The organism is Phycicoccus mangrovi, assembly GCF_018729305.1.
GTDB lineage: Bacteria > Actinomycetota > Actinomycetes > Actinomycetales > Dermatophilaceae > Phycicoccus > Phycicoccus jejuensis.
In genome coordinates, this window is the sequence record NZ_JAHHWP010000006.1 from 306,481 (window position 1) to 325,342 (window position 18,862).

Annotated in this window: 20 protein-coding genes; 12 read left to right on the forward strand and 8 right to left on the reverse strand. The window is 73.1% G+C overall.

Annotated elements, in window-relative coordinates; all coding sequences use genetic code 11:
• Positions 1-126: 126 nt before the first annotated feature.
• Positions 127-1,845 carry a DEDD exonuclease domain-containing protein gene (locus KMZ30_RS04100; RefSeq protein ID WP_215511475.1) on the forward strand — a complete coding sequence of 573 codons (1,719 nt, stop codon included), beginning with the start codon at positions 127-129 and terminating at the stop codon, positions 1,843-1,845.
• A gap of 16 nt (positions 1,846-1,861) precedes the next feature.
• Here KMZ30_RS04100 and KMZ30_RS04105 read toward each other — a convergent pair whose 3' ends face one another.
• Positions 1,862-2,677: a polysaccharide deacetylase family protein gene (locus KMZ30_RS04105; protein WP_215511474.1), complete on the reverse strand. Its 816-nt coding sequence runs from the start codon at positions 2,675-2,677 to the stop codon at positions 1,862-1,864.
• A 158-nt stretch (positions 2,678-2,835) separates the two neighbouring features.
• On the opposite strand from KMZ30_RS04105, the gene KMZ30_RS04110 reads away from it, so the two are divergent.
• The 3 genes from KMZ30_RS04110 (at position 2,836) to KMZ30_RS04120 (ending at position 4,424) form a co-directional block, all read left to right on the forward strand.
• Positions 2,836-3,237, forward strand: a complete 402-nt coding sequence (locus tag KMZ30_RS04110; RefSeq protein ID WP_215519858.1) for a VOC family protein — start codon at positions 2,836-2,838, stop codon at positions 3,235-3,237.
• Positions 3,238-3,363: 126 nt separating this feature from the next.
• Complete coding sequence (locus tag KMZ30_RS04115; protein WP_215511472.1) at positions 3,364-4,119, forward strand: dienelactone hydrolase family protein; 756 nt, start codon at positions 3,364-3,366, stop codon at positions 4,117-4,119.
• 23 nt (positions 4,120-4,142) lie between these two features.
• Positions 4,143-4,424: an Lrp/AsnC family transcriptional regulator gene (locus KMZ30_RS04120; RefSeq protein ID WP_030528237.1), complete on the forward strand. Its 282-nt coding sequence runs from the start codon at positions 4,143-4,145 to the stop codon at positions 4,422-4,424.
• A 25-nt stretch (positions 4,425-4,449) separates the two neighbouring features.
• Here KMZ30_RS04120 and trpD read toward each other — a convergent pair whose 3' ends face one another.
• Positions 4,450-5,523 (reverse strand): anthranilate phosphoribosyltransferase, encoded by a 1,074-nt coding sequence (gene trpD, locus KMZ30_RS04125; protein ID WP_215511471.1) that lies wholly within the window; start codon positions 5,521-5,523, stop codon positions 4,450-4,452.
• A 5-nt stretch (positions 5,524-5,528) separates the two neighbouring features.
• Positions 5,529-5,975 (reverse strand): response regulator transcription factor, encoded by a 447-nt coding sequence (locus tag KMZ30_RS04130; protein WP_030528235.1) that lies wholly within the window; start codon positions 5,973-5,975, stop codon positions 5,529-5,531.
• A gap of 137 nt (positions 5,976-6,112) precedes the next feature.
• Between KMZ30_RS04130 and ctaE the strand changes: the two genes are divergently transcribed.
• The 6 genes from ctaE to KMZ30_RS04160 all read left to right on the forward strand — a co-directional run bounded on the left by ctaE (position 6,113) and on the right by KMZ30_RS04160 (position 12,439).
• Positions 6,113-6,781, forward strand: coding sequence for an aa3-type cytochrome oxidase subunit III (ctaE, locus tag KMZ30_RS04135; protein WP_443678498.1), 669 nt, complete (start codon positions 6,113-6,115; stop codon positions 6,779-6,781).
• Between the two features lie 54 nt (positions 6,782-6,835).
• Positions 6,836-7,648, forward strand: a complete 813-nt coding sequence (qcrC, locus tag KMZ30_RS04140; RefSeq protein ID WP_215511470.1) for a cytochrome bc1 complex diheme cytochrome c subunit — start codon at positions 6,836-6,838, stop codon at positions 7,646-7,648.
• 41 nt (positions 7,649-7,689) lie between these two features.
• Positions 7,690-8,835: a cytochrome bc1 complex Rieske iron-sulfur subunit gene (gene qcrA / locus KMZ30_RS04145; protein WP_215511469.1), complete on the forward strand. Its 1,146-nt coding sequence runs from the start codon at positions 7,690-7,692 to the stop codon at positions 8,833-8,835.
• 1 nt (position 8,836) lies between these two features.
• Positions 8,837-10,576 carry a cytochrome bc1 complex cytochrome b subunit gene (gene qcrB, locus KMZ30_RS04150; RefSeq protein WP_215519859.1) on the forward strand — a complete coding sequence of 580 codons (1,740 nt, stop codon included), beginning with the start codon at positions 8,837-8,839 and terminating at the stop codon, positions 10,574-10,576.
• A gap of 97 nt (positions 10,577-10,673) precedes the next feature.
• Positions 10,674-12,098: a serine hydrolase domain-containing protein gene (locus tag KMZ30_RS04155; protein ID WP_215511467.1), complete on the forward strand. Its 1,425-nt coding sequence runs from the start codon at positions 10,674-10,676 to the stop codon at positions 12,096-12,098.
• Entirely contained in the window at positions 12,086-12,439 is a 354-nt protein-coding gene (locus KMZ30_RS04160) for a metallopeptidase family protein (RefSeq protein ID WP_215511466.1), read from the forward strand. Before KMZ30_RS04155 ends, KMZ30_RS04160 begins: the two co-directional genes overlap by 13 nt.
• A gap of 76 nt (positions 12,440-12,515) precedes the next feature.
• On the opposite strand, the gene KMZ30_RS04165 is transcribed toward KMZ30_RS04160, so the two are convergent.
• The 3 genes from KMZ30_RS04165 to ctaC are packed head-to-tail and all read right to left on the reverse strand — an operon-like array spanning position 12,516 to position 15,597.
• Positions 12,516-12,929, reverse strand: a complete 414-nt coding sequence (locus KMZ30_RS04165; RefSeq protein ID WP_030528228.1) for a cytochrome c oxidase subunit 4 — start codon at positions 12,927-12,929, stop codon at positions 12,516-12,518.
• A 3-nt stretch (positions 12,930-12,932) separates the two neighbouring features.
• Positions 12,933-14,678 carry an aa3-type cytochrome oxidase subunit I gene (gene ctaD / locus KMZ30_RS04170; protein WP_226901712.1) on the reverse strand — a complete coding sequence of 582 codons (1,746 nt, stop codon included), beginning with the start codon at positions 14,676-14,678 and terminating at the stop codon, positions 12,933-12,935.
• A 25-nt stretch (positions 14,679-14,703) separates the two neighbouring features.
• Positions 14,704-15,597: an aa3-type cytochrome oxidase subunit II gene (gene ctaC / locus KMZ30_RS04175; protein WP_215511464.1), complete on the reverse strand. Its 894-nt coding sequence runs from the start codon at positions 15,595-15,597 to the stop codon at positions 14,704-14,706.
• Positions 15,598-15,727: 130 nt separating this feature from the next.
• Between ctaC and KMZ30_RS04180 the strand changes: the two genes are divergently transcribed.
• Entirely contained in the window at positions 15,728-16,858 is a 1,131-nt protein-coding gene (locus KMZ30_RS04180) for an aminotransferase class V-fold PLP-dependent enzyme (RefSeq protein ID WP_226901682.1), read from the forward strand.
• Positions 16,855-17,100: a sulfurtransferase TusA family protein gene (locus KMZ30_RS04185; RefSeq protein ID WP_215511462.1), complete on the forward strand. Its 246-nt coding sequence runs from the start codon at positions 16,855-16,857 to the stop codon at positions 17,098-17,100. The genes KMZ30_RS04180 and KMZ30_RS04185 overlap by 4 nt, the downstream gene beginning before the upstream one ends.
• Here KMZ30_RS04185 and aat read toward each other — a convergent pair.
• Both aat and KMZ30_RS04195 read right to left on the reverse strand, forming a co-directional pair.
• Positions 17,058-17,762, reverse strand: coding sequence for a leucyl/phenylalanyl-tRNA--protein transferase (aat, locus tag KMZ30_RS04190; RefSeq protein ID WP_215511461.1), 705 nt, complete (start codon positions 17,760-17,762; stop codon positions 17,058-17,060). The genes KMZ30_RS04185 and aat overlap by 43 nt on opposite strands.
• A 16-nt stretch (positions 17,763-17,778) precedes the next feature.
• Positions 17,779-18,762, reverse strand: coding sequence for a carbohydrate kinase family protein (locus tag KMZ30_RS04195; RefSeq protein WP_215511460.1), 984 nt, complete (start codon positions 18,760-18,762; stop codon positions 17,779-17,781).
• Positions 18,763-18,862 lie beyond the last annotated feature (100 nt).

Here is an 18,862-nt window from a genome sequence, read left to right on the forward strand (position 1 = left end):
CCTCCGGGCCGGCGCGACGTCGCCACACTGTAACCGCGCGGGCCCGCCGTCGGGCCCGGACCCGGAGGGGAGCACTCCCCGCGCGCCTCGACGGACCTGTCGGTGCCCCGACCTACCGTTCGGGGCATGACGATGGTCCAGGGCACGTTCGACGACCTGGGCACCCCGCTGTCGTCCGTCGACTTCGTCGTCGTCGACCTCGAGACCACGGGCGGCAGCCCGGCCGAGTGCGGCATCACCGAGATCGGCGCCGTGCGCGTGCGCGGCGGCGTCGTCGTCGGCGAGTTCCAGACGCTCGTCAACCCCGGCGAGCCGATCCCGGCGTTCATCTCGGTCCTCACCGGCATCACCGACGCGATGGTCGCCGGCTCGCCGCGCATCGAGACCGTGCTCCCGCAGTTCCTCGAGTTCGCGGCCGGGTCGGTGCTCGTCGCGCACAACGCGCGCTTCGACGTGTCGTTCCTCAAGGCCGCGGCGCTGCGCTGCGACCGCGAGTGGCCGTCGTTCGCCGTCCTCGACACGGTGCACCTCGCCCGCCAGCTCGTGCCCCGCGACGAGGTCCGCAACCACCGCCTCGGCACGCTCGCCGCGCACTTCGGCGCCACGACCACGCCCGACCACCGGGCGCTGCACGACGCGCGCGCCACCGTCGACGTCCTCCACGCGCTGATCGGCCGGGTCGGCAGCCTCGGTGTGCACTCGCTCGAGGAGCTCCTCGACTACACCGCCCGGGTCTCCCCGGCGCGGCGCCGCAAGCGCCACCTCGCCGACGGCCTCCCGGACGCGCCCGGCGTCTACCTCTTCAAGGACGGCGACGACCGCGTCCTCTACGTCGGCACGTCCGTGTCCATCCGCACCCGCGTCCGCTCGTACTTCACGGCGTCCGAGCACCGTCGCCGGATGGGCGAGATGGTGCGTCTCGCGGAGTCCGTCTCGCCCGTGGTCTGCGCGACCACGCTCGAGGCGGAGGTCCGCGAGCTGCGCCTCATCGCGCAGCACAAGCCGCGCTACAACCGCCGCTCGCGCCATCCCGAGAAGGCGTTGTGGGTCAAGCTGACCGTCGAGCCCTTCCCTCGACTCTCGATCGTGCGCGCCGTCGCCGCCGACGGCGCCCGCTACGCCGGGCCGTTCGGCTCGCGGCAGGCGGCGGAGGCCGCGGTGTCCGCGGTCCACGAGGTCCTCCCGTTGCGCCAGTGCGTCGAGCGTCTCTCCCCCAGCCGCCCGCGCACCGCCTGCGCCCTCGCCGAGATGGGCCGCTGTGGGGCGCCCTGCACCGGCGCTCAGGGCGTCGACGAGTACGCGGAGGTCGTCGCCGAGGCCGCCGCCCTCCTCGACGGCCACGCCCGCGGTCTCCTCACCGCGCTCCAGGAGCGGATGGCCGCGCTCTCGGGAGCGGAACGCTTCGAGGACGCCCAGGTGGTCCGCGACCGGCTCGTGGCCCTCGTGCGCGGCACGACCCGCAGCCAGCGGCTGCACCCGCTCGCCCGCATCCCCGAGCTCGTCGCCGCCCGGCGCTCGGTCACCGGCGGATGGGAGGTCGTCTGCGTCCGCTACGGCCGGCTCGCCGGGAGCACCAGCTCGCCGCGGGGCGCGGACCCGATGCCGTACATCGGCGCGCTGCGGGCGAGCGCGGAGGTCGTGGCGGCGCCGGTCGCCCCGGCCACCGCGGCCACCGCCGAGGAGAGCGAGAAGGTCCTGCGCTGGCTCGAGTCGCCCGGGGTGCGCGTCGTCGACGTCGACGGCGACTGGACCTGCCCGGTCGGCGGCGCCGCGGCCGTGCGCGAGCAGCTCGAGCCGCTCGAGACCTCGCGCCGCCGCACCGCCGGCTTCGCCGGCGTCTCCTGACCTCGCCCCCGTCGGCTCAGGGTGCCGGCAGGGCCCTCCCGGTCGGGTCCACGAAGACGTAGCCCCGGGCCCGGTAGGTGTCGATGACCCGGCCGAGCGCGGCGACCGTGTTCGAGCGGTTGGACGACACCCGGCTCTCGGGTTCGGGCGACTCCTTCCCGTCGTGGAACAGCACGATGGCGTGCCGGGACCGGGTGGCCGTCGCGGCCCGCACGATGGCGTCGCGCGAGGCGCGGGTCGAGTGCCCGGGTTGGGTCCAGTCGCGGGTGTCGACCGTCCAGTTGACGACGCTCATCCCCCGGGCCCGCGCGAGGCTGCCCGTCGTCGTCGACCAGTGGCTCCCGCCCGGCGCCCTGAAGAGGCACGGCCGACGGCCGGTGGCGGCGACGATCGCGCGGGTGGTGGCGTCCATCTGGGCCGCCCGGACCCGCGAGGACAACCGGTCGAACGCCCCGCGGGGGACGGATCCGCGCGCGTCCTGGGGGTGGGTGTCGGAGTGGTTCCCGAGGCGGTGCCCGGCGGCGACGATGCGTCGCAGCATCGCCGGGTCGCGGCGGGCCGCCCGTCCCGTGACGAAGAAGGTCGCCCGGACGTTCTTCGCCTTCAGCACGGCGAGGATCTGCGGCGTGAAGCGGCTCGGGCCGTCGTCGAAGGTCAGCGCCACCGTGCGCGCCGCCGTGCGCGAGGGCGCCGTGGACAGGACCCCTCGCTCCGGCGTCGGGCAGCTGCTGCGGGCCGGCGCCGGAGCGGCGCCGACCACCCCGCCCGCCAGCACCGACACGACCAGGGCCACGACGCCGACGACCGACGTCCTGCGAGCACGCGCGAGCACATCCACCCCTCTCCCCCGGGAGCCGACCCGGTCGGTCGGACTCTCCGCCCGCCGACCCTAGGGTCGGCTCCGCCCGTGAGCGCTCGGGCCGGCCCTCCGAGGGGCCGTTCGGCCGATGCGGACGCGTCCCGTCCGCTTCCGCTCCTAGGGTCCCTCCCATGGCAACGCACCCGATCCTCGACCTCGTCGTCCTCGACTGCCCCGACCCGATGCGCCTCGCCCGCTTCTACGGCGACGTCCTCGGCTGGGACGCGGAGGAGGGGTCGGACGCCGACTGGGCGACCCTCGTCCCGCCGGGTGGCGGCGTGTCTCCCGAGCGGCCGGACGGGCGCACGACCCTCGCCTTCCAGCGCATCGACGACTGGGTGGCCCCGACCTGGCCCGGCGGGGCCCACCCGCAGCAGTTCCACCTCGACCTCTCGGTCGAGGACATCGACGCCGCCGAGCCGGCCGTGCTCGCGGCCGGCGCGAGCGTGCACGCCGAGCAGCCCTCCCCCGACGGCGGGTTCCGCGTCTACCTCGACCCGGCCGGCCATCCCTTCTGCCTCGTGCGCGGCTGAGGCGCCGGCCTCCCCACCTCCGACAAGCCCGCACGTGCCGGGTTATCGCTGTCCGTCCGGTCGTGAGACAGCGATAACCCCGCACGTGCGAGCTCGGCACACGGCGCGCGGCGTAGCGTCGCCCCCGTGAGCGACCTCCACCTCGTCGACGTCCCCGTGCCCGGCGGCTCCGCCGAGGCCCACCTCTCCCTCCCGCCCGACGGCCACGGCCCCGGCGTGCTGTTCGTCATGGACGCCATAGGCCTGCGCCCCCAGATCGCCGCGATGTGCGAGCGCATCGCCTCGTGGGGTTACACGGTCCTCGCCCCCAACGTGTTCCACCGCGAGGGCACCGTCGCCGAGCTGATGCCGACCGGCGACCTGCGCACCCCCGAGGGCCGCGACGCGTTCATGCAGCTCGCGATGCCGCGCGTCGGGCACCTGACGAGCGACCTCTCCCGGCCCGACGTCGCCGCGTACCTCGACCACCTGCGCGGTCTCGACGCCACCGACGACGGGCCGGTCGGTGTCACCGGCTACTGCATGGGCGTGCGCATCGCCCTGCGCGCGGCCGGCGACCACCCGGACGTCGTCGCGGCCTGCGGTGGCTTCCACGGCGGCGGGCTGGTGACCGACGAGCCCGACAGCCCCCACCTCTCGCTCGCGACCGCCCGGGCCGAGCTCGTCCTCGGCCACGCCGACCACGACCGCTCGATGCCGCCGGAGGCCGTCGAGGCGCTCGGCGCCGCGGCCGCCGCGGCAGGCCTCACCGTGAGCAACGCGGTGTACCCGGACGCTCCCCACGGCTACTCGATGGCCGACACCTCGATGTACCAGGAGGCGGGCGCCGAGCGGCACTTCGCCGAGCTGCGCGGGCTGCTCGACCGGATCCTGCGGCCCTGACGGCGGCTGGCTAGGCTGGCCGCGTGATCACCGCCATCGTCCTCATCACCGCCGACGTCGACCGCATCCCCGAGGTCGCCCAGGAGATCGCCGACATCGACGGCGTCACCGAGGTCTACTCGGTCGCCGGCGACGCCGACCTCGTCGCGATGGTCCGCGTCCGCCAGCACGAAGCGCTCGCCGACGTCATCGCGGACCGGCTCAACAAGGTCACGGGCGTCACCGGGACGAACACGCACATCGCGTTCCGCACCTACTCCTCGCACGACCTCGAGTCGGCGTTCAGCCTCGGCCTCGAGGACTGAGGGTCGGGACGAGGGCGACGGGCCCTCAGGCCCCGGCGATCTCGCGGGTCGTCGCGACCCAGCGCTCGAGCAGGCCCGCCGCGGCGCCCGAGTCGAGCGCCTGCCGGGCCCGGCGCACGCCGGTGGCGAGGGCGGCCGTCAGCGACTCCCGCGTCGGCTCGCCGTCCAGCCCGGCCGCGACGGCGAGGGCCATCCCGGCGTTGAGGACGACCGCGTCGCGCGGGGCGCCCGCCTCTCCGGCGAAGACCCGCCGGGCGACGTCGGCGTTGAAGGCCGGGTCCCCGCCGCGCAGCGCCTCGACCGGCGCGGTCGGCACGCCGACGTCGGTCGGGTCGACGGCGAGCTCGGTGACGACGCCGTCGCGCACCCACCAGACGGTCGAGGTCGTCGCGAGGGTCAGCTCGTCGAGGCCGTCGTCGCCCCGGAACACGGCGGCCGCCCGGCCGCGCCCGGCGAACACGCCGGCGATGAGCGGCGCGATGCGGGCGTCCGCGACCCCGACGGCGGCGTAGGTCGGCTGCCCTGGGTTGGTCAGCGGCCCGAGCGCGTTGAAGGCCGTCCCCACGCCGAGACCGGAGCGGGCCTGGGCCGCGTGCCGCATCGAGGGGTGGAAGGCCGCGGCGAAGCAGAAGGTGATGCCGGCCCGGACCGCGACCTCGGCGACTCGCGACGGCGGCAGCGACAGGTCGACCCCGAGCGCCTCGAGGACGTCGGCGGACCCGGACGACGACGACGCCGCCCGGTTGCCGTGCTTGACGACGCGCAGGCCGGTCGAGGCGACGACGACGGAGGCCATCGTCGAGATGTTGACCGAGTGCATCCGGTCGCCGCCGGTGCCGACGATGTCGACGCTCTCGCCGGGCACCTCGATGCGGTTCGCGTGCTCGAGCATCATGTCGGCGAGCCCGCGCAGCTCGTCGACGGTCTCGCCCTTGGCGCGCAGCGCGACGAGGAAGCCTGCGAGCTGCACCGGCGAGGCCTCGCCGGACATCACGCGGTCCATCGCCCAGCGGGCGGCGTCCGTCGACAGGTCCTCCCCGCGCAGCAGCGCGGCGAGGAGGTCCGGCCAGGTCAGCGCGCCGGACGGGGAGGCGGTCACGCCGCTCAGCCGACGGTGGCCCGGCCGCGCGCGAGACCGGCGACGGCCTCGGCGACCGCGATCGGGTCGAGCGGGTGCGGGACCGCGTCGTCCGCGAGCGACCAGCCGGCGAGCCACGCGTCCTGCGGGCGGCCGGTGAGCACGAGGATCGGCGGGCAGCGGAAGATCTCGTTCTTCAGCTGGCGGCACAGCCCGAGCCCGCCGACCGGGGCGGCCTCGCCGTCGAGCACGACGACGTCGAACCCGCCGGCGTCCATCGCCTCGATGACCGCCTCGGCGGTGGCGCACTCCTGCCACGACGCGACCTCGACGTCACGCGCGGGCCGGCGACCGGCGGCGGCGCGCACGGCGTCACGGGTCGTGATGTCGTCGCTGTAGAGGAGGACGCGCACCCGGTGGATGCCGTCGGCGCTCGAGGTGGACGGGCCCGCGGGGGCGTGCGCATCGGTCATGACGTGCATCGTAGCGAGGACGTCCCGGGGCGCCGGACCCGACCGCTCGGCGGGAACACACCACCGGTGCGGGGCGTTGTCGAGCCTTTCGGGGGGTCGCCTCGTCACACCCCCTCCGGTGTCGGCATAATGCGTCCGTGGCGACTTCTGCAGCAGCTTCCGTCAAGAACGCGGGACCGGTCCCGTCCATCCCCGGCTCCGGCCCCGCGACGCGGCCGAACATGGTGGCCGTCGGGACGATGGTCTGGCTCTCCAGCGAGCTCATGTTCTTCGCGGCGCTCTTCGCGTTCTACTTCACGCTGCGGGGGCACCTCCCCGACATGTGGGCGGAGGAGAGCGCGATCCTCAACGTGCCGTTCGCCACGGCCAACACGATCATCCTCGTCGTCTCCTCCGTGTGGTGCCAGCTCGGTGTCCTCCAGGCCGAGCGCGGCGTCGTCGCCCGCCCGGCGGGCACCCGCCTCACGAAGGTGAGCGCCTGGGGCATGCGCGAGTGGTACGTCGTCACCTACGTCTTCGGCGCGATCTTCATCGCCGGCCAGGTGCTCGAGTACGCCACGCTCGTCACCGAGGGCGTCACCCTCTCGTCCGACTCCTACGGGTCGATCTTCTACCTCGCGACCGGCTTCCACGGGATGCACGTCACCGGCGGTCTCATCGCCTTCCTCCTCATCATCGGCCGCACCTTCACGACCCGCCGCTACACGCACGCGCAGGCCACCGGCGCCGTCGTCACGTCCTACTACTGGCACTTCGTCGACGTGGTCTGGATCGCGCTGTTCCTCATGATCTACGTCCTCAAGTAAGTTCTCCCGCACGCCGACTCGACACGTAACGCAGCAGACGACAGGAACCCCTCCGTGAACGCACTGGCAGCCCGCCGCCGGCACCCCGCAGCGATCGCCGTCCTCCTCATGATCGGCCTGTTCCTCACGGGGGCCGTGTACGCCGCGGTGGCCCCGGAGCCGGCCGACGCGACGACGCAGGCCCTGCCGGCCCAGTCCGTCGCCGAGGGCAAGGCGCTCTTCCGCGCCAACTGCGCCTCCTGCCACGGCCTCAACGCCGAGGGCCGCCAGACCGGCAACGGCGACCAGATCGCCGGCCCGCCGCTGGCGGGGGTCGGCGCCGCCGCGGTCGACTTCCAGGTCGGCACCGGCCGCATGCCGATGACGCAGCCCGGCGTCCAGGCGGCCCGCTCCGACACCGTCAAGTTCACCGACGAGCAGATCGCCTCGATGGGCGCCTACATCGCGTCCCTCGCCCCGGGCCCGTCGGTCCCCTCCGAGGAGGCGGTCGACCCCACGAAGGGTGACGCGGCCGTCGGCGGGGAGCTCTTCCGCGTCAACTGCGCGATGTGCCACAACTTCGCCGGCTCCGGTGGCGCGCTGACCCGCGGCAAGTACGCCCCGTCGCTCAAGGACGTCTCGGGCAAGCACATCTACGAGGCGATGGCCACCGGCCCGCAGAGCATGCCGGTGTTCAACGACGCCAACATGACCCCGGACAGCAAGCGCGACATCATCGCCTACCTCGACACGCTCAACCAGCAGGAGAACCCGGGCGGGATGACGCTCGGGTCGCTCGGCCCGGTCACCGAGGGCATGTTCGCCTGGGTCTTCGGCCTGGGCATCCTCGTCGGCTGCGCCGTCTGGCTCGGCTCCAAGGCCGCCTGACCCCCACCGTTCCCTTCCGTCGACGACAGATCGGTACCCCGATGAACGAGCAGGACCCCCACACCCCCGGCACCGAGGTGACCCCGACCGGGTCCCACGGTGAGGCCGTGCGCCTCGACGAGGGCCACGTCGTCGGGACCGGCGGCCTCCCGGACCGCTTCGCCAACCCCGGGCTCCCCCACCACGTGCCGCGGATGGCGGACCTCGACGAGTCCGCCGCCAAGCGGGCCGAGAAGCAGGTCGCGGCCCTCTTCGGCCTCTCCATCGTCGGCACGCTCCTGTTCATCGTCCTGTACTTCGCGCTCGACGTGGACCAGACGGTGTTCGTCCCCGGCATCGGCGCCACGAGCGCCACGAACGTCGGCCTCGGCGTCGCGCTCGCGCTCAGCCTGCTCGGGATCGGCCTCGGTGCCGTGCACTGGGCCAAGACCCTCATGCCCGACGAGGAGGTCGTCGAGGAGCGCCACCCGATGCGCGCCAGCGACGCCGACCGCGCCGAGGTCGTCCGGGTCATGACCGAGGAGGGTGGCAAGTCCCAGATCACCCGCCGTCCGCTCATCAAGATGACGATGGGTGGCGCGCTCGGCCTCTTCGCCGTCCCGCTCGTGCTGCAGGTCGGCGGCTCGCTCGGCGAGCTGCCGAAGAAGAGCCTCTCCCTCACCTGGTGGAACGGTGGCCCGAGCGGCCCCGGCGAGGAGCCCACCTTCAAGCCGCTGCGCCTCATGAAGGACCCCGAGAACGAGCCGATCCGGGCCGCCGACGTGACGATCGGGTCCGTCTACCACGTGATGCCGCAGGGCCTCCTGCCCGACCCCGAGACCGGTGACGGCGGCGCGGAGCACCTGCTCGAGGAGAAGGCCAAGGCCGCCGTGCTCGTCATGCGCCTGGACCCGGCGCAGATCCAGTCCCAGAAGGAGCTCGACTGGGGCTACGAGGGCATCGTCGCCTACTCGAAGATCTGCACCCACGTCGGCTGCCCGGTGGGCCTCTACGAGCAGCAGACGCACCACCTGCTGTGCCCGTGCCACCAGTCGACCTTCGACGTGACCCAGGACTGCAAGGTCATCTTCGGCCCTGCGAAGCGTCCGCTGCCACAATTGAAGATCACCGTCGACGACGAGGGCTACCTCGTCTCCGCCCAGCCGTTCCGCGAAGCGATCGGCCCGAGCTTCTGGGAGCGTGGCTGACATGACCACGACCGCGAACCAGCGTCCCGCGGACGCCCTGCGCACCGGTGACGGCCCGCGCCACGTGGCGCCGTCGGCGGGGGCGAAGAAGATCGGTGGGCTCGCCGGCTGGGTCGACGACCGCACCGGTGCCGCCAAGCCGGTCGGCTACCTCATGAAGAAGGTCTTCCCCGACCACTGGTCCTTCATGCTCGGCGAGATCGCCATGTACTCGATGATCATCTGCCTGATCACCGGGGCCTTCCTCACCTTCTGGTTCATCCCCAGCGCCGGGCACACGATCTACGACGGTTCGTACGTGCCGCTGCGCGGCGTGCAGATGTCCGAGGCGTACGCCTCGACCCTGCACATCTCGTTCGACATCAAGGGCGGCCTGATCATCCGCCAGATCCACCACTGGGCCGCGCTGATGTTCATCGTCGCGCTCACGGTGCACATGTTCCGGGTGTTCTTCACCGGCGCCTTCCGCAAGCCGCGCGAGCTCAACTGGGTCATCGGCTCGGTGCTCGCGCTCCTCGCGATCATCGAGGGCTTCGCCGGCTACTCCCTCCCGGACGACCTGCTCTCCGGCACCGGCATCCGCGCGATGGCCGGCTTCGTCCAGACGGCGCCGGTCATCGGCTCCTACCTGGTCTACGGGATCTTCGGTGGCCCCTTCCCCGGCGAGATGATCATCCCCTGCCTGTACTCGGCGCACGTGCTGCTCATCCCGGCCATCCTCATCGGCCTCTTCACGGCGCACATCGCGCTCGTCGCCCTGCAGAAGCACACTCAGTTCCCCGGCCCGGGCCGCACGAACGACAACGTCGTCGGCTACCCGGTGATGCCGGTCTACGCGGCCAAGGCCGGTGGCTTCTTCTTCATCGTCTTCGGCGTCATCGCCCTCATGGCCGCCCTCGTCCAGATCAACCCGATCTGGGGCTACGGCCCCTACGACCCGTCGCCGGTGACCGCCGGGTCGCAGCCGGACTGGTACATGGGCTTCGCCGACGGCGCCCTGCGCCTGCTCCCCGGCTGGCTGGAGTTCAGCTTCCTCGGGTTCACCCTGTCGCTGAACATCGCGCTCGGCGCGCTCGTGCTGCTCCCGCTCGTCTACACCGTGCTCGGCGTCTACCCGTTCGTGGAGCGCTGGGTCACCGGTGACGACCGCGAGCACCACCTGCTCGACCGTCCGCGCAACGCCCCGGTGCGCACCGGCATCGGCATGGCGGGCATCACCGCCTACACGGTGTTCATGTTCGCCGCCGGCAACGACATCATGGCGATCAAGCTCGGGATGTCGATCAACGACATCACGTGGTTCTTCCGCATCGCGCTGTTCGTCGCCCCGCCCATCGTCTTCTGGGTGACCAAGCGGGTCTGCCTCTCGCTCCAGCGCCGCGACCGCGACACGGTCCTCCACGGCCGCGAGTCCGGGACGATCATCCGCACGCCCGACGGCCGCTTCTTCGAGCGCCACGAGGCCGGCCTGCCCGAGGACCAGTGGATCCTCGTCCAGCACGAGGCCGTCGCGCCGCTCGAGCTGGAGCCCGAGGTCGACGAGCACGGCGTCGCCCGACCGGCGGCCCGCAAGGACCGGATGCGCGCCCGCCTGTCGCGGTTCTACTTCCAGGACGCCGTCAACCCGGTCACCCCGGCCGAGCTCGCGGCGGCGCACCACCACGGCCACGAGACCGAGGCCATCGAGGGCTCGCAGGCCGCCGGCGAGATCGAGTCCGCCGAGACGGCCGGCCGCCACTGAGGCGCCCCGCCCGACCGACCGAGGCCGCACCCGTCCGCCGGGTGCGGCCTCGTCGCGTCCGGGGCCGGCGGACGGGCCGCCACCTAGGGTGGGTCCCGTGACGACCCCGGCACCTCCCCTGCCCCGCACCCGGCCCGAGGACGCGGGGGTGCCCCCGGACGCCGTGGAGGCCCTCCTCGAGCGCTGGGAGCGCGTGGGTGTCGAGGCGCACGGGCTCGTCGTCCTGCGGCACGGAGAGGTCGTCGCGGAGGCGGACTGGGCGCCGTACACGGCCGACGGCATCCGCCTCGTGTACTCGGTGAGCAAGACGTTCACCGCGTGCGCCGTCGGGTTCGCGGTCGCCGACGGCCTGCTGCGCCTCGAGGACCGCCTGGTCGACCTCTTCCCGGAGGCCGCGGACGCCGCCGGCCCCCGGGCTCGCCGCCTCACGCTGCACCACGTCCTGTCGATGTCGACCGGGCACCGCACGGACACCCTCACGTGGCGCGGGCTCGACGTCGCCGACTTCCCCGCGCAGTTCCTCGCCACCGAGCCGGACGAGGAGCCGGGCTCCTGGTTCGTCTACCACAACGGCGCCACGCTCATGGCGGCCCTGGCGGTCCAGCGGGCCACCGGGCAGCGCCTGCTCGACCACCTGCGCCCCCGCCTGCTCGACCCGCTCGGCCTCGACGACGCCGCCTGGCAGGGCACCGACGGCCTCGACCTCGGCTACTCCGGCCTGCACGTGACGACCGAGGCCCTGGCCCGGCTCGGCGAGCTCCTGCGCGCCGACGGGGTCTGGCAGGGCCGCCGCGTGCTGCCCGAGGGATGGGTCGCGCAAATGACGTCGGTCCACGTCGACACGGCACCCCACCCGGAGACGGTGGACTGGCAGCAGGGCTACGGCTACCAGGTCTGGCGCTGCCGGCACGACGCCTTCCGCGCCGACGGCGCCTGGGGGCAGTTCTCGGTCGTCCACCCGGCGACCGGGCTCGTCGTCGCCGTCACCTCGATGGCCACCGACACCCAGGCCCTCCTGGACGCTCTCTGGGAGGAGCTGCTGCCCAGGCTCTCCCCCGCGCCGCTCCCCCGCGACGACGAGGCCCACGCACGCCTCGAGGAGCGCCTCTCCGGCGCCCACCTGCCGCCGGTCGCCTCGGACCACACCTCGGTCCCCGAGGCCGCTGACGCGCCCGTGACGGCCCACCACGAGCCCGACGAGGACCACCCCTCGCTCCGGTCGCTCTCGGTCCGGGTCACCGAGGACCCGCACGCCCCCTGGCAGCTGACCGTCGAGGACGGGGAGGTGCTCGTCCTCACCGCCGGTGACGGCGCCTGGGCCGGGGACGGACCGTGGTCCGCCTCGGCCGGCTGGACCGCCCCGCACGTGTTCGAGGCGGTCGTCGTCGCCCGCGAGACACCCCACGTCCTGCGCCTGCGGGCGCAGGACGGCGTCCTCACCGCGGCGTGGAACGGTCGTCCGCTCGGGTGGCCGGCCCTCGTCGCCCTCCAGGCCCCCCGGGACCGACCGTGGACCCCCTGACGCCCGAGCAGTTCGACGCCATCGTCGAGGAGGCGCTCGACGAGGTGCCGGAGGAGCTGATGGCGATGCTCGACAACGTCGTCTTCCTCGTCGAGGACGAGCCGCCGGCCGACGACCCCGAGCTGCTCGGCGTGTACGACGGCGTCCCGCTGACCGAACGCGGCGACGGCTGGGGCGCCGGCGCCCTGCCTGACCGCATCCTGCTCTTCCGCGGTCCCCTGACCCGGATGTGCGAGGACCTCGACGAGCTGACCGACGAGATCGCCGTCACGGTCGTCCACGAGATCGCGCACCACTTCGGGATCGACGACGCCGCGCTCCACGAGCTCGGCTGGGGCTGAGGCCACCCGCGCCCGGTCGGACGACGACGAGGGCCGCCCGGAACCTCCCGGGCGGCCCTCGTCGTGGGTCGGGTGCTCAGAGCGCGTTGGGGCCCTTCCAGTACTCGAAGGTCCAGCCGACGAGCGCGGGGATCGCGAAGAACGCGCCGATGATGAACAGCCACCAACCGACCGCGAGGCCGAGGAAGCAGACGGCCGCGGCGCCCGCGAGGAAGAGCGGCTGCCAGCTGTGCGGGCTGAAGAAGCCGTACTCGCCCTGGATCTCGTCGATCTCGCCCAGCGGGTCGTCGGCCGGGTCGCGGTCGAGGCGCCGCCGCGTCATCCAGAGGTACCACGCGATCATCATCCCGAGCAGGCCACCGAGGATGAGGCCGATCGTGCCGACCCACTCCGTGCCGATGACCGTCGAGGACGTCCACGTGCCGTAGATGGCCGCCATGACGAACGCGAACACGCCGATGAGCATGCCGATCCGTTCCATCGCCCGCATGGCTCAGGCCTCCTTGTTCTTCTCGTCGACGAAGGCCTCGCCGTGCAGGTCGGCCGGGCCGAGGGCGGACACCAGCCCGCTGTCGGAGCTGTGCGCGGCGTCGTGGACGCCGGCCACGGCCGCCTCGGGGTGGTGCAGGTCGAACGCCGGGCGCTCGGAGCGGATCCGCGGGATGCGGTCGAAGTTGTGCCGCGGCGGCGGGCAGGACGTCGCCCACTCGAGCGAGGCGCCGTAGCCCCACGGGTCGTCGGTCTCGACGAGCGGCGCGTACTTCCACGTCTTCCAGACGTTGTAGAAGAACGGCAGCATCGAGGCGCCGAGCAGGAAGGCCCCGGCGGTCGAGATCTGGTTGCCGAGGGTGAACCCGTCCTCGGGCATGTAGTCGGCGTAGCGCCGCGGCATGCCCTGCGCACCGAGGATGTGCTGGACGAAGAACGTGAGGTGGAAGCCGAGGAAGAGCATCCAGAAGTGGATCTTGCCGAGCTTCTCGTCGAGCATCCGCCCGGTGAACTTCGGCCACCAGAAGTAGAAGCCGGCGAACATCGCGAACACGACGGTGCCGAAGACGACGTAGTGGAAGTGCGCCACGACGAAGTAGCTGTCGGAGAGCTGGAAGTCCAGCGCCGGGCTCGCGAGGATGATGCCGGTCAGGCCACCGAAGAGGAAGGTGATGAGGAAGCCCAGCGCCCAGAGCATCGGCGTCGAGAAGTCGAGCTTGCCGCCCCACATCGTGCCGATCCAGTTGAAGAACTTCACACCGGTCGGGACGGCGATGAGCATCGTCATGATCGCGAAGAACGGCAGGAGCACCTGGCCGGTCACGTACATGTGGTGCGCCCAGACGCTGACCGAGAGGGCCGCGATGGCGATGGTCGCGTAGACGAGGGTCTTGTAGCCGAAGATCGGCTTGCGCGAGAACACCGGGAGGACCTCGGAGATGATGCCGAAGAACGGCAGCGCGATGATGTAGACCTCCGGGTGCCCGAAGAACCAGAAGATGTGCTGCCACATGATGGCGCCACCGCTGGCGGGCTCGAAGATCTGCGCCCCGAACCTCCGGTCGGCGCCGAGCGCGAAGAGCGCGGCGGCCAGGGCCGGGAAGACGAGGATGACGAGGATCGAGGTCACGAGGACGGTCCACGTGAAGATCGGCATCCGGAACATCGTCATGCCGGGGGCGCGCATCGTGAGGATCGTCGTGATGAAGTTGACGGCACCGAGGATGGTGCCGAAGCCACCGAGCGCGAGGCCGAAGACCCAGAGGTCACCGCCGATGCCCGGGCTGTAGGTGTTGTCCGACAGCGGCGCGTAGGCGAACCAGCCGAAGGCGGCGGCGCCGTTGGGGGTGATGAAGCCCGCCGCGGCGATGAGGCCACCGAAGAGGTAGAGCCAGTACGCGAACATGTTGAGCCGCGGGAACGAGACGTCGGGCGCCCCGATCTGCAGCGGCATCAGCGCGTTGGCGAACCCGGCGAACAGCGGCGTCGCGAAGAGCAGCAGCATGATCGTGCCGTGCATCGTGAACAGCTGGTTGTACTGGTCCGGGTTGTCCACGATCTGCAGACCGGGCTCGGCGAGCTCGGCCCGGATGAGCAGCGCCATGACGCCGCCGATGAGGAACCACGCGAACGAGGTGATGAAGTACAGGTTGCCGATGACCTTGTGGTCGGTCGTCGTCACCCACTTGACGACGGTGGCACCGGGCGAGAGCCGGCGGGTGCGCTGGCGGACGCCCGCCTCGCGCAGCATCGTCGTGTCGGTCGCGGCGCTCATGTCAGTTACCTCCGCCGGGCTGGACGTTCTGGCCGCTCATCAGGGCCTCGCGGTTGAGGGTGTTGTTGAGCAGGCCGGTCTGGTCGGCCGCCCGGAGGTCGGCCATGTGCTGGTCGTACTCGGCGCGCGAGACGACCTTGACGTTGAAGAGCATCTGGGAGTGGTACGCGCCGCAGAGCTCGGCGCACTTGCCCTTGAACTGCCCCTCCTCGGTCGGGACGACCTGGAAGCGGTTGACCCGCCCGGGGATCATGTCCATCTTCTGGAGGAAGGCGGGCACCCAGAACGAGTGGATGACGTCACGGGCGGTGAGGACGAACTCGACCCGCTCGCCGACCGGCAGGTACAGGGTGGGGATGGTCTCCTCGGCTCCGGGCTCGCCGGTGAGGATGGCCTGCGTGCCGACCTCGTGGACGTCGTCCTCGAGGTAGTTGAAGTCCCAGCTCCACTGCTTGCCGACGACGTTGACGGTGACGTCCGGCTTCTTCGAGGTGTCGATGAGGGCGGCCTCGTCGCGCGCCGTGTAGTAGAAGAACACGACGATCATCAGCATCGGGACGACCGTGTAGAGGATCTCGATCGGGATGTTGTAGCGCAGCTGCACCGGGAGCTCGGTGTCGTCCTGGCGGCGGCGGTAGGCGCCGATGCACCAGACCGTGAGGCCGACGACGAGCAGGCCGACCGCGATGAGCGCGATCCACGCGCCGATCCAGAGGGTCGTGACGCGCTCGCCCCCCTCGGTCACCGCGTGCGGGAGCCATCCGGTGGAGGCGTCACCGCGCAGGTCGCCGCTGGCGCAGCCGCCGAGCGCGAGGGTGGCGAGGGCACCGACGAGAACCGTCGTGCCGAGCCGCCGCCGTGGGCGACGGGGCGAGGAGGAGTCGTGCTGGCGCACCGCTGCACCCTTCGTGTCGTGGAGCGAGGACGATCGAGGCAAACCCTACTGCACGGGTACCTCACCGGGCATGGAGGGGGGCTACCGTCGAGCCGTGGCGCACACCACCGTTCAACCTTCCACAGCCTCCTTGACGGCGGGCCTCCTCGACGCCTCGCGCGGCCCCCTCCACCCCCTCGCGGCGCAGACCCTGACGGCGGCCCTCGGGGTCGCCTGGGCCGACCCGGGCGCCCGCCACGCACCGGGTCGCGCCGCCCGGGCGCACCTCGACACGGCGCGCGCGGTGCTGGCCGGCGCGCTGGGCGCCCGCCCCGACGAGCTGTCGCTGCACGGCAGCGCCGAGGAGGCCCTCGCCGTCGGGCTCGACGGCCTCCTCCACGCCCGGCGGCGCACCGGCGACCGGACGGTGGCGGGCGCCGCCGAGCGCTCCGTGCTCCTGCTGCGCGCCGACGCCGAGGACGCCGTGCCCGTCGACGGGACCGGCCGGGTCGACGCGGACGCGTGGGAGCGGGCCGTCGCGGCCCCCGGGGTCGCCGCGGCCGTCCTGCAGACCGCCAACGGCGAGGTCGGGACGCGTCAGCCCGTCGAGCGGCTCGCCCGCGCCGCGCGGGCCGTCGGGGTGCCGCTCCTCCTCGACGCGACGGCCACGGTCGGGCGCGAGCCCCTCCCCGCCGGCGCGGGCGACGTCGTCGTCGCCGACGCCGCCTCCTTCGGCGGGCCGCCGCTCGGCCTGCTCGTGGTCCGCACCGGCACCCGGTCCGCCCTGCCCGCCCCCCGCCGCGAGGCCGAGCACGGGCGCGCCCTCGCGGCGCCGTGGGTGCCGCTCGCGCTGGCCGCCGCCGAGGCGTGGCGCCAGACCGAGCACGCCGCCTCCGACGACGCGCGGGACGCACGCTCCCTCGTCGCTCGGATCCGGGCCGCCGCCGCCGACGTGCGCGACGTCGAGGTCCTCGGCGACCCCACGGACGCGCTCCCCCACGTCGTCACCTTCAGCGTCCTGCTCGCGGACGGGGAGGCCCTCGTCGACGAGCTGGCGGCCCGCGGGGTCGCCGTCGCCTCCGGGTCGGCCTGCACCTCGAGCACGCTGCGGCCGAGCCACGTCCTCGCCGCGATGGGCGTGCTCACCCACGGGAACGTCCGGGTGACCCTCCCGCTGGCGTCCGTCGCCCCCGACCGGGAGGAGGCGGTCGCGCTCCTCTGCCGGGAGCTGCCGGACGCCGTCCGGGCCGTCCGGGTGCGGATGGGGACCGAGGACCTGTGAGCGACGCGCCCGTCGTCGACGCCCGGGGCACGCGCTGCCCCGTGCCGGTCATCCGCGTGGCGCGCGCCACGAAGGACCTCTCCCCCGGCAGCACCGTCGTCCTGCTCGCCGACGACGTCGCGGCCCGGTCCGACGTCCCCGCGTGGGCGCGGATGCGCGGCCACGCCCTCACCCTGGACGACGAGGGGTCCTGGACGCGCTACACCGTCGTCGTCGGGGCGACGGCCGCCAGGTCAACCTGAGGCGCCTCGAGGGCGCGCGCGAGCGCGGCGCGGTAGTCCGCCCGCGACCACTCCTGGGCCCCCATCCGGCGCAGGTGGTCGGTCGCCCACTGCACGTCGACGAGCCGGCGCGGGTCACCGTCGGCGAAGAAGCGCCCGACGAGCCCGACGAGCGCGACCTTCGAGGCGTCACGGACCCGGTGGAACATCGACTCGCCGGCGAAGAGACCCCCGACCGACACGCCGTAGAGCCCTCCGACGAGGGCGTCGTCCTGCCAGACCTCGACGCTGTGGGCCCATCCCAGCCGGTGCAGCTCCTCGTAGGCCGCGGCGAACTCGTCGGTGATCCACCGCCCCTCCCGTGAGGGGTCGGCGCACCCGGCGACGACGTCCGCGAAGGCGGTGTCGACGGTCACCTCGAAGCGCGGCAGCACCTTGCGCAGGGAGGACCGCACGCGCAGCGCACCGGGCGGGATGACGCCGCGCGGGTCCGGCGACCACCAGCCCACCGTGCCGGCGCCGTCGCGACCCAGGCCCATCGGGAACAGCCCGAGGCGGTAGGCGGCGAGGAGCGTCCCGGGGTCCAGGTCGGCCCCGGCGGCGACGAGGTCGTCGCCCTCGACCGCGTCGGCGGCGTCGAGCAGCCAGCCGGTGGGCGGCGGCTCGACGGGAGGGAAGGCCACGGCGGGGGCGCCGGGGTCAGTCGCGGGCGAAGCGCACGTGCGGCGCGATCTCCGCCACCGCGTCGCTGCCGTAGGCCGCCTCCACGCGGGCGAGGAACCCGGCGCGACCGACCTGGTACTCCTGCGTGCCGACCGTCTCGAGGACGAACGCCGCGAGGACCGAGCCGATCTGCGCCGAGCGCTCGTGCGAGAGGCCGCCGGAGAGCCCGACGAGGAACCCGGCCCGGAACGCGTCGCCGACCCCGGTCGGGTCGACCCGCTCGACATCGCCCGCGACGGGGACGTGCACCGCCTCCTGCCCGCGGGTCCTGATCTCGGCGCCGTCCTTGCCGAGCGTCACGACGCGGGTCGTGACCCGGGAGTCGATCTCGTCCTGGCTCCACCCGGTCTTGGTCGAGGTGAGGTGCGACTCGTACTCGTTGGTGATGAGGATCTCGGCGCCGTCGACGAGCTTGCGGATGAACGGCCCGTCCGCGAAGGCCAGCTGCTGCGAGGGGTCGGCGATGAAGGGGATGCCCCGCTCGCGGCACTCGTCGGTGTGCCGGAGCATCGCCTCGGGGTCGTCGGCCCCGATGAGGACGAGGTCGAGGTCCCAGCGGTCGTGGATCGGGCCGAGCTCGATCATCCGGGCCTCGCTCATCGCGCCGGCGTAGAACGTCGCGATCTGGGCCATGTCGTCGTCGGTCGTGCAGACGAACCGGGCGGTGTGCCGGGTGCCGGAGACGAGCACGTGGTCGGTGACGACGCCGTGCCGGCCGAGCCAGCTGCGGTAGTCGGCGAAGTCCTCGCCCGCCGCGCCGACGAGGAGCGGACGGGCCCCGAGGACGCCCATCCCGAAGCAGATGTTGCCGGCGACGCCCCCGCGCCGGATGTCGAGCTGGTCGGCGAGGAAGCTGACCGAGATCTTGTCGAGCTGCTCGACGACGAGGGAGTCGGCGAAGCGGCCGCGGAAGGTCATGAGGTGGTCGGTCGCGATGGACCCGGTGACGGCGATCTGCACACCGGCAACCTACCCGGCGGCCGGGGACGCGGACGGGGCCCGGCCCCCCCCGGAGGGGGCGGGCCCGCCGCGGGGCGTCCGCAGCATCGGGGGGCCCCGC

Coding starts and splice junctions, on each gene's coding strand:
- qcrA (WP_215511469.1), top strand. CDS start 7,690: ATGAACGAGCAGGACCCCCACACCCCCGGCACCGAGGTGACCCCGACC.
- qcrB (WP_215519859.1), top strand. CDS start 8,837: ATGACCACGACCGCGAACCAGCGTCCCGCGGACGCCCTGCGCACCGGT.
- KMZ30_RS04165 (WP_030528228.1), bottom strand. CDS start 12,929: ATGCGGGCGATGGAACGGATCGGCATGCTCATCGGCGTGTTCGCGTTC.
- KMZ30_RS04130 (WP_030528235.1), bottom strand. CDS start 5,975: ATGACCGATGCGCACGCCCCCGCGGGCCCGTCCACCTCGAGCGCCGAC.
- ctaD (WP_226901712.1), bottom strand. CDS start 14,678: ATGCTGCGCGAGGCGGGCGTCCGCCAGCGCACCCGCCGGCTCTCGCCC.
- KMZ30_RS04100 (WP_215511475.1), top strand. CDS start 127: ATGACGATGGTCCAGGGCACGTTCGACGACCTGGGCACCCCGCTGTCG.
- KMZ30_RS04110 (WP_215519858.1), top strand. CDS start 2,836: ATGGCAACGCACCCGATCCTCGACCTCGTCGTCCTCGACTGCCCCGAC.